The sequence below is a fragment of the Enterobacter sp. JMULE2 genome, from assembly GCF_013337145.1.
Classification (GTDB): domain Bacteria; phylum Pseudomonadota; class Gammaproteobacteria; order Enterobacterales; family Enterobacteriaceae; genus Enterobacter; species Enterobacter mori.
Genome location: NZ_SGWD01000010.1, coordinates 15,811 through 29,636, shown reverse-complemented (window position 1 = coordinate 29,636; position 13,826 = coordinate 15,811). Strand labels below are relative to the sequence as shown.

The window sequence follows — 13,826 nt, the reverse complement described above, 5'->3', positions numbered from 1 at the left end:
TCGTGTAGTCAGTTAACCTGATGGATATGATTATGGAACTGACAACACGCACGCTCCCGGAACGCAAACACATTGCTCTGGTTGCGCACGATCACTGTAAACAAATGCTGCTTAACTGGGTTCGCCGCCATCAGTCATTGCTGGAAAAGCACGCCCTCTCAGCGACCGGTACAACCGGCAATCTGATCCAGCGCGAAACGGGTCTCGAAGTGAACGCCATGCTGAGCGGCCCGATGGGCGGCGATCAGCAGGTAGGCGCACAGATTTCGGAAGGGAAAATTGATGTGCTGATTTTCTTCTGGGATCCGCTGAACGCGGTTCCGCACGATCCGGATGTTAAAGCGCTGCTGCGCCTGGCGACGGTGTGGAATATTCCGGTGGCAACGAACCTGTCGACGGCGGATTTCATCATTGAATCGCCGCAGTTTAACTCGCCGGTGGATATCCTTATTCCGGACTACCAGCGCTATCTTTCCGAGAGACTGAAGTAGCTTTTTTGCCGGGTGGCGGCTATGCCTTACCCGGCCTACAAAATCTTGCCTTACATCGCTATGGTTTACGCGCCACCGGCACATCAATACTCTTCAGAATATCGACAAACACGGATGGCTCCTCTTTATTGAACAACAGCCATACGCGATGACGCGCGCGGGTTATCGCCACATACAGCAGACGTCGCTCTTCTGCATCCGGGAAATCTTCCGGCACCGGCAGCAGGGCCTCTTCCATCACCGACTCGCGGGCCGGGGCCGGGAAACCGTCGCTGCCCTCTTTAAGCCCCACCACAATCACATAATCAGCCTGCTGCCCTTTGCTGGCGTGAATTGTCATAAATTCAAGCTGCAGTTTCGGCCAGCGTGTAGCGGCCTTTTCCAGCGCGGCCGGTTTGAGGTGATGATAGCGCGCCAGCACCAGAATGCGTTCGTCGGGTTTCGCGTAGCCGCTCAGTTTATCCAGTAGCGGCTCAAGCTGATCTTCTGCTAACAGGGTGACCGCTTTTTTATCCCCCGGCGTCAGGCTGTTGAGCGGTTTGGTCAGCTGGTGCGGGTTCTGCTGAATAAAGCGGTTGGCTATTTCGCCTATGCGCGCATTGAAGCGGTAGGTGGTGTCCAGATCGCTGCGATCGCCTTCGCCAAAATAGTGGTGAAACGCTGTCGTCAGTGAAAGCTGCGCCCCGCTAAAGCGATAGATGGCCTGCCAGTCATCCCCCACCGCAAACAGCGACGTATGTTTGTTCTGCGCCCTCAGCGCAGAGAGCAGAGCGGCACGCTGCGGAGAGATATCCTGAAACTCATCAACCAGTATGTGCTTCCACGGGCTGACGAAACGCCCCTTCTCTAAAATGATAATGGCCTGATGGATAAGCCCGGAGAAATCGACGGCGTTCTCCTCTTTCAGTGCCGTTTTCCACGCTTTTAGCATCGGAGCCATCAGCTTCACGCGCTTTGAAAACACCGCGCGGATCGCCTCCGGGGCACTTTCAATTATCTCGGCCTGCGAACCGCCGTGCATGCGCATCAGGCTGACCCAACGATCGAGACGCGAGCCGAGCCGACGTGCCAGCTTGTCATCCTGCCAGAAACTGCCTTCCGGCACCGCCCAGTTCAGCTCTTCCTCCAGCCACTGACGCCAGCCTTTTGCCTGTGCTTTTTTCTCACTGCACTGTTGCCGCCACGTTTTAATGAACAGCGCCTGGCGCGCCTGCGTGTCGTTTTCCAGCTTACTGATGGACGGGACTTTCTTGCTGCCCTGCTGAATGATATGCAGCGCAAGCGCATGAAACGTTCTGGCCGAGATATCCTGGGTATGCAGTCTCGCCTGGATACGTTCGTCCATCTCCTGTGCGGCTTTGCGACCAAATGCCAGCAGCAGAATCTGGTCTGCAACGGCCTCGCCAGTGGTCAGAAGCCAGCCTGCGCGAGCCACCAGCACCGAGGTTTTACCGCTCCCGGCGCCCGCAAGTACCAGCAGCGACTGTTCACCGTTGACCACCGCACGCGCCTGCGCAGGGTTAAGCGGCGATGACTCGACCGTGCTGAAGAAATCAGCATATTGGGTGAGCATGGCATCGGTCCAGGCCTGGTTATGCGCCAGGCGACTTTTATCAATATCGCTCAGCCATGCCTGGCACTTCCGCCATGCATCGCGGCAATTTTCAAACTCATTGAGACGCGCTACGGGGAACGGCAACGCAGTCAGCGCCTGTTTTATTTTTTGCTGCAGTCCCGCAGTTTGCTGGCGCGTGAGCCATTTGTGTTGGGCATCGCTCTGCGCGATTTCATCCAGTACCTGCTGCAAAACCTGGGCGGCAATCACGCTCATATCCTGGCTCCACTGCTGCCAGAGCGTGTTCAGATGGTAATGAAAACGCTGGGTTTCCCCCCACTCGGTGCCGTGAAGGCGCACTACTTTATCGGCAGGCAAAACGAACTCCAGCTCGCCCCACACCAGCCCACGTTTACAGTGGATCGCCAACATTTGATTGAAGGGAATGAGATATTCGTGGCGTTCCCCGGAGACTTTCACTCCCGCGTTAAGGAGCACAACCTTGTCGTAAGGGTGTTGAGCCAGGCGTTTGCCCATTGACGTTGCTTTCAGTTCCATATCCAGCCGGATCCACGAAGAGATAATTTGCCTGATAGTTTAACTGCCAGTTTTAAGGTGCTCCAGCCTAAAAAAACGTTACAATCAGTGGGCGTTAATTTTATCGAAAGGAAGTGAGGGTTTATGCGTACCGTTCTGAATGTGTTGAATTTTGTGCTGGGCGGTTTTGCCACCACCCTTTCCTGGCTTTTTGCCACTCTGGTCAGCATCGTGCTTATCTTTACCCTGCCGCTGACGCGCTCCTGCTGGGAAATCACCAAACTCTCCTTTATTCCCTACGGTAATGAGGCTGTCCACGTTGATGAGCTGAACCCGGAAGGTAAAAACGCGCTGATGAATACCGGCGGCACCGTACTGAATATTCTGTGGCTGATTTTCTTTGGCTGGTGGCTGTGCCTGATGCACATTTTTGCCGGTATCGCCCAGTGCATGACGATTATTGGCATTCCTGTTGGGATCGCGAACTTTAAAATTGCCGTCATTGCCCTGTGGCCGGTTGGACGTAGGGTCGTCCCGGTTGAGGTGGCGCAAGCCGCGCGTGAGGCCAATGCTCGCCGTCGTTTTCAGTAATAAGGACTGGCCGCGCTCATGCTAAGCCCACTGCTTCGCCGTTATACCTGGAACAGCATCTGGCTTTATAACGTCAGAATTTTTATCGCTCTTTGTGGCACCGTTGCCCTGCCGTGGTGGCTGAATGACGTTAAGCTCACGATTCCGCTCACGTTAGGGGTGGTTGCGGGGGCGCTTGCGGACCTCGATGACCGTCTGGCCGGGCGTCTGCGCAACCTGGTTATCACTCTTGTCTGTTTCTTTATTGCGTCCGCGTCTGTCGAGCTGCTCTTCCCGTGGCCCTGGCTGTTTGCCTTAGGCCTTACGCTCTCCACCAGCGGCTTTATTCTGCTCGGCGGGCTTGGACAGCGTTATGCCACCATCGCATTTGGCGCGCTGCTGATTGCTATTTACACCATGCTGGGCGTGTCGCTGTACGATCAGTGGTACCAGCAACCCGTGCTGCTATTGCTGGGGGCCATCTGGTATAACCTACTGACGTTAACAGGGCACCTCATCTTCCCGGTGCGCCCTCTGCAGGATAATCTTGCTCGCAGCTATGAGCAGCTGGCTCATTATCTGGAGCTGAAATCCCGGCTGTTTGACCCGGATATCGAAGAGGAAAGTCAGGCCCCTCTTTACGATCTGGCGCTGGCAAACGGCCAGTTGGTCGCCACGCTGAACCAGACCAAAGCCTCCCTGCTGACCCGACTGCGCGGAGACCGCGGCCAACGCGGGACGCGAAGAACACTTCACTACTACTTTGCCGCTCAGGACATCCATGAGCGCGCCAGCTCTTCGCACGTTCAATATGCCGCCCTGCGTGAAACGTTCCGCTACAGCGACGTGATGTTCCGCTTCCAGCGGTTACTTTCCATGCAGTCTCAGGCGTGCCAGCAGCTAGCGCGTTCAATTTTACTGCGAACGCCCTATCAGCATGACCCGCGGTTTGAGCGCGCGTTTAGCCATCTTGATGCGGCAATCGACCGCGTGCAGGCCAGTGGAACCGCACCGGAACATATAAAAGCGCTGGGGTTTTTGCTTAATAACCTGCGGGCAATCGATGCTCAGCTCGCGACGATTGAATCCGAGCAGGCGATGGCCATGCCGGGCAACGATGCCGATAATCAGCTTGCTGATGACAGCGTGCATAGCGTTAGCGACATGTGGCTGCGGCTGAGCCGCAATTTTACGCCGGAATCTGCCCTATTTCGTCACGCGGTGAGAATGTCACTGGTCCTGTGCGTGGGTTATGCGTTTATTCAAATAACCGGTTTACACCACGGCTACTGGATCCTGCTCACCAGCCTGTTTGTCTGCCAGCCCAACTATAACGCCACCCGCCACCGCCTGGCGTTACGTATTATTGGAACGCTGGTAGGCGTCGCCATTGGCCTGCCGGTGCTCTATTTCGTGCCGTCCATCGAAGGCCAACTGGTGCTGATCGTCATTACTGGCGTACTGTTCTTCGCCTTCCGTAATGTGCAATACGCCCACGCGACGATGTTCATCACGCTATTGGTTTTACTGTGCTTTAACCTGCTGGGAGAAGGGTTTGAAGTTGCCCTGCCCCGCGTGTTCGACACGCTCATAGGCTGCGCTATCGCCTGGGCGGCGGTGAGTTTCATCTGGCCCGACTGGCGTTTTCGTAATTTGCCGCGTGTGTTAGACAGGGCGATGAATGCAAACTGCCGGTACCTTGATGCGATCCTTGAGCAATACCACCAGGGGCGCGATAACCGCCTTGCTTATCGCATTGCCCGACGCGATGCGCATAACAGCGATGCGGAACTGGCGTCGGTGGTCTCGAACATGTCCACGGAACCGCGCGCCACCGCGGAAATTCGGGAAACCGCTTTTCGTCTGCTGTGTCTGAATCATACGTTCACTAGCTATATTTCTACGTTGGGCGCACACCGTGAGAAACTGACCAACCCGGGCATTCTCGCCTTACTGGATGATGCTGTCTGCTACGTCGATGATGCGCTTCATCATCGGCCAGCCGATGAGCCGCGCGTTCAACAATCGCTGGATGAACTGGCCCAACGTATTGCCCACCTTGACCCGGGCGCCGACAACAAAGCCCCGCTGGTCCTGCAGCAAATCGGCCTGCTGATCGCCCTGCTGCCGGAAATCTGCCGGCTGCAGCAGCAGATCGCTACCTTGAGGAATGATGCTCCTGACTCTCGGGCAGCGCATTAAACCACTCTGTCAGCTCCCGGCGAATGTCGGCCGGGAGCGCCGCTTCATGTAGCCCTTCGATGGCACCTTCCAACGCGAACAGCACCTTAATACTTAAGGCCTTGTTTTTGGACCTCATCTTTAACCAGCATTTCCTGGCGCCCAGTTCCCGTAAGGTTTCCTCATTAGTGATGCCTGCTTCTAAAAGCAGCACCTCAAGTTGAAAGGTCAGGTTCGGAAGATCTTTTAGCCGGTTGCGCTGATGGCGCTGGCAGCGCTCCTTCCTTGCCGCGTCGAGAGCAAAGGAGGAAAGCTGGAGCAATTTGTCCCTGTCCTGCCACAGCCCGTCGTCCACCCGATAGTAATTAAGCAGGACGGGACGGCCCCGTTTCATCAGCGTCAGAAACGAAGAGGCGTTTTTTACACAATACCTGGCACTTTCTTCACAGGCCCGGAGGTAGAGTTCCCCCTCCGACACCATCGCGAACACCGCATTATCCACCGCCAGGGTGTACCCACCGAATAGCGCCCGATGATGAATTTCGCCTAACGGTGAGAGGTATTCCTGCGATTTATAAATCCGCTCATAAGATATCTTTTTCATGATAATTCCATTTAAAATCAATTATTAACAACGATATTTCTCACTAACGGATCCGTTAGCAGGAAAATAGGCAACTTATTGCTGGAGGGCAAGATGATTTTTTATGGCGCACCAAGAATGGGTGAAATTTGCGAGTCTCTTTCCGAAAATGAGGTTGATCTTTATGCATACAGGGGTTACTGTATATCCATACAGTAACTACAGGGCTGGAATGAATATGTACACTTCAGGCTATGCAAATCGCTCAACATCTCTCTCTTCTACCGCTGGCAATGTCGCGCAGAAATCCGTCGGGCGTGATTCTACAGGGCTTATCAGTGAAGTGGTTTACCGTGAAGACCAGCCTCTGTTAACGCAACTCTTATTACTGCCGCTGTTGCAACAGCTTGGTCAGCAATCACGCTGGCAGCTTTGGCTAACGCCACAACAAAAATTGAGCCGCGAGTGGGTTCTGTCTGCGGGCCTGCCGCTGGCGAAAGTGATGCAGATTAACCAACTCTCACCCTGCGATACGGTAGATTCAATGATTCGGGCCTTACGCACAGGGAATTACAGTGTGGTGATCGGATGGCTGCCTGATGAACTGTCGGAAGAGGAACACTTGAGACTGACGGAAGCAGCGGAAGAAGGTCACGCGATGGGGTTTATTATGCGACCGGTTCGTGCAGATTCTTATCGCAGAGGACAACATTCCGGGCTAAAAATTCACTCAAATTTGTACCATTGAGTGAAATTAGGAGTTTTCCTGGAATTTTTTTCGACCATAAGATGCAGAAATAGTTCAACGCGTCAAATCTTCGGCAAGGCTTGTCTGGAGCGGTTCTCGTTAATTTTGCTGCACAATTTTCGTTCAAGAAATGTTAAATATTAGGTATACGGAACTTTTTTTTTCATATGCCTGACAGACTTCACACTTGTAAGTTTTCATCTACGTTGTAGACTTTACATCGCCAGGGGTGCTCGGCCTAAGCCGAAGATATCGGTAGATTTATATTTGACCACGCCCCCCGGTGAAGGATTTAACCGTGATTTCTCTGCAGAGATCTTCATGGCAAATTTTGGATGATAACGAGGCGCAAAAAATGAAAAAGACAGCTATCGCGATTGCAGTGGCACTGGCTGGCTTCGCTACCGTAGCGCAGGCCGCTCCGAAAGATAATACCTGGTATGCAGGTGGTAAACTGGGCTGGTCTCAGTTCCATGACACCGGCTGGTACAACAGCAGCCTGAACAACGATGGCCCGACTCACGAGAGCCAGCTGGGTGCAGGCGCGTTCGGTGGCTATCAGGTTAACCCGTATGTTGGTTTTGAAATGGGTTACGACTGGTTAGGTCGTATGCCATACAAAGGCGACAACGTCAATGGCGCTTTCAAAGCTCAAGGCGTTCAGCTGACCGCTAAACTGGGTTACCCAGTAACTGACGATCTGGACGTGTACACCCGTCTGGGCGGCATGGTATGGCGTGCAGACTCCAGCAACAGCATCGCTGGCGACGACCATGACACCGGTGTTTCCCCAGTATTCGCTGGTGGCGTTGAGTGGGCTATGACCCGTGACATCGCTACCCGTCTGGAATACCAGTGGGTTAACAACATTGGTGACGGTGCTACCGTTGGCGTTCGTCCAGACAACGGCATGCTGAGCGTTGGTGTTTCTTACCGTTTCGGTCAGCAGGAAGATGCTGCACCAATCGTAGCGCCAGCTCCGGCTCCAGCTCCAGAAGTACAGACCAAGCACTTCACTCTGAAGTCTGACGTTCTGTTCAACTTCAACAAAGCTACTCTGAAACCAGAAGGTCAGCAGGCACTGGATCAGCTGTACACCCAGCTGAGCAACCTGGATCCTAAAGATGGTTCTGTAGTGGTTCTGGGCTTCACCGACCGTATCGGTTCTGACGCTTACAACCAGAAACTGTCTGAGAAACGTGCTCAGTCTGTAGTTGATTACCTGGTTTCTAAAGGTATCCCAGCTAACAAGATCTCCCCACGTGGTATGGGCGAATCTAACCCAGTGACCGGTTCTACCTGTGACAACGTGAAAGCTCGCGCTGCACTGATCGACTGCCTGGCACCAGATCGTCGCGTTGAGATCGAAGTTAAAGGTATCAAAGACGTTGTAACTCAGCCTGCGGCATAAGTTATCGTCTTATAAAAAAACCCCGCCATGCGGGGTTTTTTATTGTCTGAAGAACAGTAAGAAACTACTTTTTACCCAGCAGAGCTTGAAGATCGTTCTTCAGCGTCGACATCTGGCTGGCATACTTCTCTTTGTGCTCGGCATCTTCAATCAGTTGTACTACGGTCTCTGACAGCGTTTTTCCTCGACGTTGCGCAAGCCCCGCCAGACGCTGCCAGACCATAAACTCCAGGTCGATTGATTTTTTACGGGTGTGCTGATGCTCAGCATTAAAATGCCGTTTTCGCCGCGCACGGATAGTTTGCTTCATCCGGTTTAACAGGGCGGGATTAATATGCTTCTCAATCCAGCTATTCACCTGTACCGGTTCATTTTCGAGGGTCAGCAAAATATCCACGGCCTCTTGCGCAGCGCTGGCTTCGATGTAGCAGGTGATCAGCTCCCCTTCACGGTGCTTTTTGACCAGGTACTTCCATTTCCAGCCGCTTTCGAGATTTTCCAGTTGTTGATATTTCATTGCGATCTCAGTGTTACCACGTAACTCTGTTCAGAATATCAGTTTTTTGGCAATCTGCTGAAAAGAAATCATATCCTGTGAAACATCGCTTGAGATTCACTCATTGAAATCCCCGATCCTGCTTGGGAAGAGCCCCCCGCTTACGGTATACTCCACGGTTTTACATCTGACTAAAAAACATCAACTTTGACCATTACGAAACTAGCATGGCGTGACCTGGTTCCGGATACCGAGAGCTATCAGGAACTGTTTGCACAGCCAGACCTCGCACAAGAACACGAATTCATACTTAGCGATACACAACCGCGTTTGCATTACGCGCTGGAGCAGGTGTTAAGCCCATGGGCAACATCTCCCTTCATGCTGCTCAAAGCCCCGGAAGAAGCCGAGTATTTGACGCTTCTGGGTGATGCCATGCGCGAGCTGAAACCGGAAGCGAATGCTGTTTTCGGCGGCGAGTATCGTATCACAGGACATAATGTCACTTTCGCCCCCGCTACGCAGGCTGATGAACGTTTTGCAGCGCAGGGCGAAGTCGTTACCGCTAACTGGGTCGAAGCAGAACAACTGTTTGGTTGTCTTCGTCAGTTTAACGGTGAGCTCTCCCTGCAGCCAGGGCTGGTGCATCGCGCAAACGGCGGTGTACTTATTATTTCCCTGCGCACCCTGATGTCGCAACCGCTGCTGTGGATGCGTCTGAAAACGATCGTGAGCCAGCAGCGCTTCGACTGGGTAGGCTATGACGAGTCTCGCCCTCTGCCTGTATCCATCCCGTCAATGCCGCTCTCTCTAACCGTCGTGCTGACGGGGGATCGTGAGTCTCTGGCCGACTTCCAGGAAATGGAGCCAGAGCTGGCGGATCAGGCGGTTTACAGCGAATACGAAGACAACATTCAAATTGCCGATGCGGATGATATGGCGCAGTGGTGCCAGTGGGTGATGGCCGTTGCTGAACGTTTTGCGCTGCCAACCCCTGCGGCTGACGCATGGCCGGGCTTAATCCGCGAAGCGGTACGCTACACCGGCGACCAGGAAACCCTGCCGCTTTGCCCACTCTGGATCGGCAAACAGCTGCGTGAAGTGGGTGTGATCAGCGGCGAAGGCGCTTTCACAGGCGAACAATTGACCCAGATGCTTGCCCAGCGAGAATGGCGCGAAGGCTACCTTGCGGACCGTATGCAGGATGAAATCCTGCTGGAACAGATTCTGGTCGAAACCGAAGGCGAACGAATCGGTCAGATTAACGCCTTGTCCGTAATTGAGTTCCCCGGCCACCCTCGTGCGTTCGGCGAGCCTTCCCGTATCAGCTGTGTCGTTCACATTGGCGACGGTGAATTTACGGATATTGAGCGGAAAGCGGAGCTGGGTGGAAACATTCATGCTAAAGGCATGATGATCATGCAAGCTTTCCTGATGTCCGAGCTGCAGCTTGAGCAGCAGATCCCCTTCTCTGCGTCCCTGACGTTTGAGCAGTCCTACAGTGAAGTCGATGGCGATAGCGCTTCAATGGCCGAGCTGTGCGCCTTGATCAGCGCCCTGGCAGAAGTCCCGATTAATCAGAACATCGCCATTACGGGTTCCGTGGATCAGTTTGGCCGCGCCCAGCCGGTCGGTGGTCTGAACGAGAAAATCGAAGGCTTCTTCTCCATTTGTCAGCAGCGTGGGTTAAACGGCAAACAGGGCGTTATTATCCCTGCGCCAAACGCGCGCCATTTGAGCCTGAGCCAGGAACTGCTAGATGCGGTGGAACAGGAACAATTCACCCTGTGGGCCATCGAAGGCATTGAGGATGCACTACCCTTACTGACAAACCTGGTATGGGATGGCGAGGGTCAAACCACGCTGATGCAGACCATTCAGGAGCGCATTGCTCAGGCAACACAGCCGGATGCTCGTCATCGTTATCCCTGGCCGTTACGTTGGTTAAGTTGGTTTAGTTCAAACTGATCGGACTTGTTCAGCGTACACGTGTTAGCTATCCTGCGTCCTTCACTAAAATAAGGCTTACTGAGAACATGGTAGATAAACGCGAATCCTATACAAAAGAAGACCTTCTTGCCTCTGGTCGTGGTGAACTGTTTGGCGCTAAAGGCCCACAGTTACCGGCCCCAAGCATGCTGATGATGGACCGTGTCGTGAAAATGACCGAAACCGGCGGTAACTTCGATAAGGGTTACGTAGAAGCAGAACTCGATATCAACCCGGATCTGTGGTTCTTCGGTTGCCACTTTATTGGCGATCCGGTAATGCCTGGCTGCCTGGGCCTCGATGCGATGTGGCAGCTGGTTGGCTTCTATCTGGGCTGGCTCGGTGGCGAAGGCAAAGGCCGCGCGCTGGGCGTGGGTGAAGTGAAATTCACCGGTCAGGTACTGCCTACCGCGAAGAAAGTCACCTACCGTATCCACTTCAAGCGCATCGTTAACCGTCGTCTGATCATGGGCCTGGCGGATGGTGAAGTGCTGGTAGATGGTCGTCTGATTTATACCGCGAACGATCTGAAAGTGGGTCTGTTCCAGGATACCTCTGCTTTCTAAGCCCGGCTTTTAGCTGCTTCAGAAAGGCGAAACCTCCGCTCTGCGGAGGTTTCTTTTTTAAAGAGACGCTATCAAGCAAGTACTGCCCTGTCTCCGATGGCTTCTCGCCAGCCCCCTAACCATTGAGACCTTTGGTTCAAGGTCTGATAGGGACACATTTCTTTAGAACGTCCGGCGATGCCAGCCTGATAACCACGTTGATGAGCCCTTTCCAGGCGATCTCGTTTCTGTCTCTTCATGCCTCGTTTCCCTCATTCTTTTGTCTGGTGGAAAGAAAACAGTGATTGCAAAGTGTGCAAGCACAGATAACGAATAACCCGAATTAGCCTCAGCGTCAACGTTCAAAATTCATACGGGTGTCATATTTGTGAGCTAAGCAGAAGATCATTTGTACAAAAAATGTGATGCAGCACAAGTAACAACCTGAAGCCAAAACGAAAAAAAAGCCGCAATCAGCGAAAATCTGATAGCGGCTTTTGTCGATGAATTTTACTTATGGCAGTCTGGAAATCTCTCTGGCGATACTCGCAGACTCCTGCGCCCAACCCTGGGCCAGCACTTTCACCATCTCATCATATCCATCTTTTTGCTGCTTCATTTCCAGATGGAAAGGACGCTTAATCAGCTGCCCCTGATGATTCAGCAGCCATTCTCCACTCACCACAACGACGCCATCATAGCGACCGTGGAAGCCCGTCACGGTGACGTTAAGCGTGTCCTGGTCGCTTCCCAGCGGCTGTGACGCAACAACCCAGCCAGGAAGCAGGCTGCTGAGATTCGCCACCAGCGTATTGCGCAACTGCTGGTCCAGCGGGCTGGCCCACAGGTTATTGTTGGCAATAACGTACTGAACATCGCTGGTTTGATACACCACGCCATTGCCAGCCAGATAATCCGGCACCGCAACCTGCTCCACCCATAACAGACGGTTGCCCTGCGAGGCAGTGCTTTGTGCGCTCGCCTGGGTCGTCAGCGGTAACTGATAGTAGCTTTTGTTATCACTACCCGAGCTACAGGCCGTTAATACCATTGCTCCTGCAATCGCTAGCCATTTTTTCATTGTTTAGCCCTCTTCGGCTCAGGATCCTTTTTATCTTTCGCTTCGAACACCAGTGCGTTGCTCTTCTCATTGAGCGTTTTCAGCACAGGCTGCAGTTCACGTAAGACCTGATCAAGACGTTGCATATCGGCCACCATCTTGTTGTATGCCGCTGAACCCGGCTGGAAGCCCTGCATGCTACGGTTGAGTTCACGCAACGTTTTCTGCATATCCTGCGGCAGCTGCTGCATGGACTGGCTTGCCGTGATCTTATTAATATTATCCAGCGTCGTTTGCAGACGTTGCATCGTCGCCTGACTTTGATGTAACGAACCGGTCGCGGCTTCCAGCATCGGATTAAGCGGCAGATTGTTAATCTTATCGAGCGTATCCATCAGACGCTGCTGGATTTGTGCCAGACCGCTGCTGACCGTTGGGATAATTTTATAGCCCCCGAATTCACGAATACCGGTAATCGCTGGCGCTTTAGGATAGAAGTCCATATCCACATACAGCGCACCGGTGACCAGGTTTCCGGTTTTCAGCGAGCCTCGCAGACCGCGCTCCATCAGCTGGCTGATATGGGTGGCAATATCCTGATTTTCGCCAATCTGGTTGAGCAGACGCTCCGGCTCAATGCGAATCAGCACAGGAATACGGTAATCGTCATCCAGCATCTGCTGAAGACCCGGCACGAAGAACGGAACCTGTCCAACCGTTCCGAGTCGAATGCCGCGGAATTCGACCGGTGCTCCCGGCTGAAGGCCACGGACCGAGTCCTTAAAGAACATCAGGAAGTCAACGTGATCGGTATAGAGCGCATCCTGAATACTTTTTTGATCGTCAAAGAGTCTGAACGCCGTTTTCTCTGCAACCGGCTGGCCCAAATCCTGCCCTTCCGGCACGTCAAAACTGACGCCACCACCAAACAGCGTGGTCAGGGAGCCCATTTCGACACGCATACCCGCCGAGGTCAGATCTACCGCGATCCCACTGTCTTTCCAGAAGCGGACGTTGCTGGTGACCAGACGATCGTTTGGCGCATTGATGAAGAGCTGATAGCTAATGGTGCGTTTTTGCGCGTCAAACGTACTGGTTTCAACTGAACCCACGCGATAGCCGCGGAACAGCACGGGATCGCCAGGCGAGAGCTGTCCCGCTTTTTTACTGTCCAGGATCACGCGAATGCCTTTTGCATCCGGTGGCGCAAGCGGCGGAGAGTCCAGCAGCTCGTATTGTCCCGGCTGGCTCCCTTTCTTACCTGGCTGCAGCTCAATATAGGCGCCGGACAGCAGCGTCCCCAACCCGCTGATCCCCTCACGTCCTACCTGCGGTTTAACCACCCAGAAAACCGAGTCGCCATGCAGCAATTTTTCCATACCGGAATTTAAACGCGCCTTTATTTCAACGTGCGTCAAATCATCCGTCAGGGTTGCACTTTCAACCACGCCCACATCCACACTGCGGCTTTTGATGGTGGTTTTTCCCCCCTCAATACCTTCTGCATTGGTGGTGATAAGCGTGACTTCCGGTCCCTGATGGCTGTAATGATAAAACAGGATCCATGCACCGATCAGCGCGGTTACGATGGGGAAAATCCACACCGGAGACCAGTTCTTGACCTTCTGCACTTTCGCCTCTCCACTCTTATTTTCCATGC

The 13,826-nt window shown here is 53.4% G+C and carries 13 protein-coding genes; 7 read left to right on the top strand and 6 right to left on the bottom strand.

What is annotated here, in order from left to right; genetic code table 11:
- The first annotated feature begins 32 nt into the window (after positions 1 to 32).
- On the top strand, positions 33 to 491 hold the full coding sequence (gene mgsA / locus EXW94_RS00915) for a methylglyoxal synthase (protein WP_008499922.1): 459 nt from the start codon (positions 33 to 35) through the stop codon (positions 489 to 491).
- A 58-nt stretch (positions 492 to 549) separates the two neighbouring features.
- Here the strand turns inward: mgsA and helD are convergent, their stop codons facing one another.
- Entirely contained in the window at positions 550 to 2,604 is a 2,055-nt protein-coding gene (gene helD, locus EXW94_RS00910; protein ID WP_174339305.1) for a DNA helicase IV, read from the bottom strand.
- 123 nt (positions 2,605 to 2,727) lie between these two features.
- On the opposite strand from helD, the gene EXW94_RS00905 reads away from it, so the two are divergent.
- Together EXW94_RS00905 and yccS are read left to right on the top strand one after the other, a co-directional pair.
- Positions 2,728 to 3,174 (top strand): YccF domain-containing protein, encoded by a 447-nt coding sequence (locus EXW94_RS00905; protein WP_120158488.1) that lies wholly within the window; start codon positions 2,728 to 2,730, stop codon positions 3,172 to 3,174.
- Between the two features lie 18 nt (positions 3,175 to 3,192).
- A complete protein-coding gene (yccS, locus tag EXW94_RS00900; RefSeq protein WP_148399692.1) occupies positions 3,193 to 5,355 on the top strand; it encodes a YccS family putative transporter in 2,163 nt (720 codons plus the stop codon).
- Here yccS and EXW94_RS00895 read toward each other — a convergent pair.
- A complete protein-coding gene (locus EXW94_RS00895) occupies positions 5,312 to 5,938 on the bottom strand; it encodes a TfoX/Sxy family DNA transformation protein (protein WP_042719042.1) in 627 nt (208 codons plus the stop codon). The genes yccS and EXW94_RS00895 overlap by 44 nt on opposite strands.
- A gap of 217 nt (positions 5,939 to 6,155) precedes the next feature.
- Here EXW94_RS00895 and sulA point away from each other — a divergent pair, with 217 nt between their 5' ends.
- Together sulA and ompA are read left to right on the top strand one after the other, a co-directional pair.
- Positions 6,156 to 6,665: an SOS-induced cell division inhibitor SulA gene (sulA, locus tag EXW94_RS00890; RefSeq protein WP_089598374.1), complete on the top strand. Its 510-nt coding sequence runs from the start codon at positions 6,156 to 6,158 to the stop codon at positions 6,663 to 6,665.
- A gap of 355 nt (positions 6,666 to 7,020) precedes the next feature.
- Positions 7,021 to 8,076: a porin OmpA gene (gene ompA, locus EXW94_RS00885; RefSeq protein WP_010429345.1), complete on the top strand. Its 1,056-nt coding sequence runs from the start codon at positions 7,021 to 7,023 to the stop codon at positions 8,074 to 8,076.
- A 64-nt stretch (positions 8,077 to 8,140) separates the two neighbouring features.
- Here the strand turns inward: ompA and matP are convergent, their stop codons facing one another.
- Positions 8,141 to 8,593: a macrodomain Ter protein MatP gene (matP, locus tag EXW94_RS00880; RefSeq protein WP_010429344.1), complete on the bottom strand. Its 453-nt coding sequence runs from the start codon at positions 8,591 to 8,593 to the stop codon at positions 8,141 to 8,143.
- 186 nt (positions 8,594 to 8,779) lie between these two features.
- Here matP and EXW94_RS00875 point away from each other — a divergent pair, with 186 nt between their 5' ends.
- Both EXW94_RS00875 and fabA read left to right on the top strand, forming a co-directional pair.
- Positions 8,780 to 10,540, top strand: a complete 1,761-nt coding sequence (locus EXW94_RS00875; RefSeq protein ID WP_120158486.1) for a Lon protease family protein — start codon at positions 8,780 to 8,782, stop codon at positions 10,538 to 10,540.
- 68 nt (positions 10,541 to 10,608) lie between these two features.
- Positions 10,609 to 11,127, top strand: coding sequence for a bifunctional 3-hydroxydecanoyl-ACP dehydratase/trans-2-decenoyl-ACP isomerase (fabA, locus tag EXW94_RS00870; RefSeq protein WP_010429339.1), 519 nt, complete (start codon positions 10,609 to 10,611; stop codon positions 11,125 to 11,127).
- Positions 11,128 to 11,198: 71 nt separating this feature from the next.
- On the opposite strand, the gene rmf is transcribed toward fabA, so the two are convergent.
- The 3 genes from rmf to pqiB form a co-directional block, all read right to left on the bottom strand.
- Positions 11,199 to 11,366: a ribosome modulation factor gene (gene rmf, locus EXW94_RS00865; RefSeq protein WP_010429337.1), complete on the bottom strand. Its 168-nt coding sequence runs from the start codon at positions 11,364 to 11,366 to the stop codon at positions 11,199 to 11,201.
- 254 nt (positions 11,367 to 11,620) lie between these two features.
- On the bottom strand, positions 11,621 to 12,187 hold the full coding sequence (gene pqiC, locus EXW94_RS00860) for a membrane integrity-associated transporter subunit PqiC (RefSeq protein ID WP_174339304.1): 567 nt from the start codon (positions 12,185 to 12,187) through the stop codon (positions 11,621 to 11,623).
- The gene (pqiB, locus tag EXW94_RS00855) at positions 12,184 to 13,824 is read right to left on the bottom strand and encodes an intermembrane transport protein PqiB (RefSeq protein ID WP_089598371.1); all 1,641 of its coding nucleotides are present in this window, start codon (positions 13,822 to 13,824) and stop codon (positions 12,184 to 12,186) included. Before pqiB ends, pqiC begins: the two co-directional genes overlap by 4 nt.
- Between the last annotated feature and the right edge of the window lie 2 nt (positions 13,825 to 13,826).

Excerpts from the sequence above, each read along its gene's own strand:
- ompA (WP_010429345.1), top strand. The coding sequence starts at position 7,021 with ATGAAAAAGACAGCTATCGCGATTGCAGTGGCACTGGCTGGCTTCGCT.
- pqiB (WP_089598371.1), bottom strand. The coding sequence starts at position 13,824 with ATGGAAAATAAGAGTGGAGAGGCGAAAGTGCAGAAGGTCAAGAACTGG.
- pqiC (WP_174339304.1), bottom strand. The coding sequence starts at position 12,187 with ATGAAAAAATGGCTAGCGATTGCAGGAGCAATGGTATTAACGGCCTGT.
- rmf (WP_010429337.1), bottom strand. The coding sequence starts at position 11,366 with ATGAAGAGACAGAAACGAGATCGCCTGGAAAGGGCTCATCAACGTGGT.
- EXW94_RS00895 (WP_042719042.1), bottom strand. The coding sequence starts at position 5,938 with ATGAAAAAGATATCTTATGAGCGGATTTATAAATCGCAGGAATACCTC.
- EXW94_RS00905 (WP_120158488.1), top strand. The coding sequence starts at position 2,728 with ATGCGTACCGTTCTGAATGTGTTGAATTTTGTGCTGGGCGGTTTTGCC.
- helD (WP_174339305.1), bottom strand. The coding sequence starts at position 2,604 with ATGGAACTGAAAGCAACGTCAATGGGCAAACGCCTGGCTCAACACCCT.
- sulA (WP_089598374.1), top strand. The coding sequence starts at position 6,156 with ATGTACACTTCAGGCTATGCAAATCGCTCAACATCTCTCTCTTCTACC.
- matP (WP_010429344.1), bottom strand. The coding sequence starts at position 8,593 with ATGAAATATCAACAACTGGAAAATCTCGAAAGCGGCTGGAAATGGAAG.
- mgsA (WP_008499922.1), top strand. The coding sequence starts at position 33 with ATGGAACTGACAACACGCACGCTCCCGGAACGCAAACACATTGCTCTG.
- fabA (WP_010429339.1), top strand. The coding sequence starts at position 10,609 with ATGGTAGATAAACGCGAATCCTATACAAAAGAAGACCTTCTTGCCTCT.
- yccS (WP_148399692.1), top strand. The coding sequence starts at position 3,193 with ATGCTAAGCCCACTGCTTCGCCGTTATACCTGGAACAGCATCTGGCTT.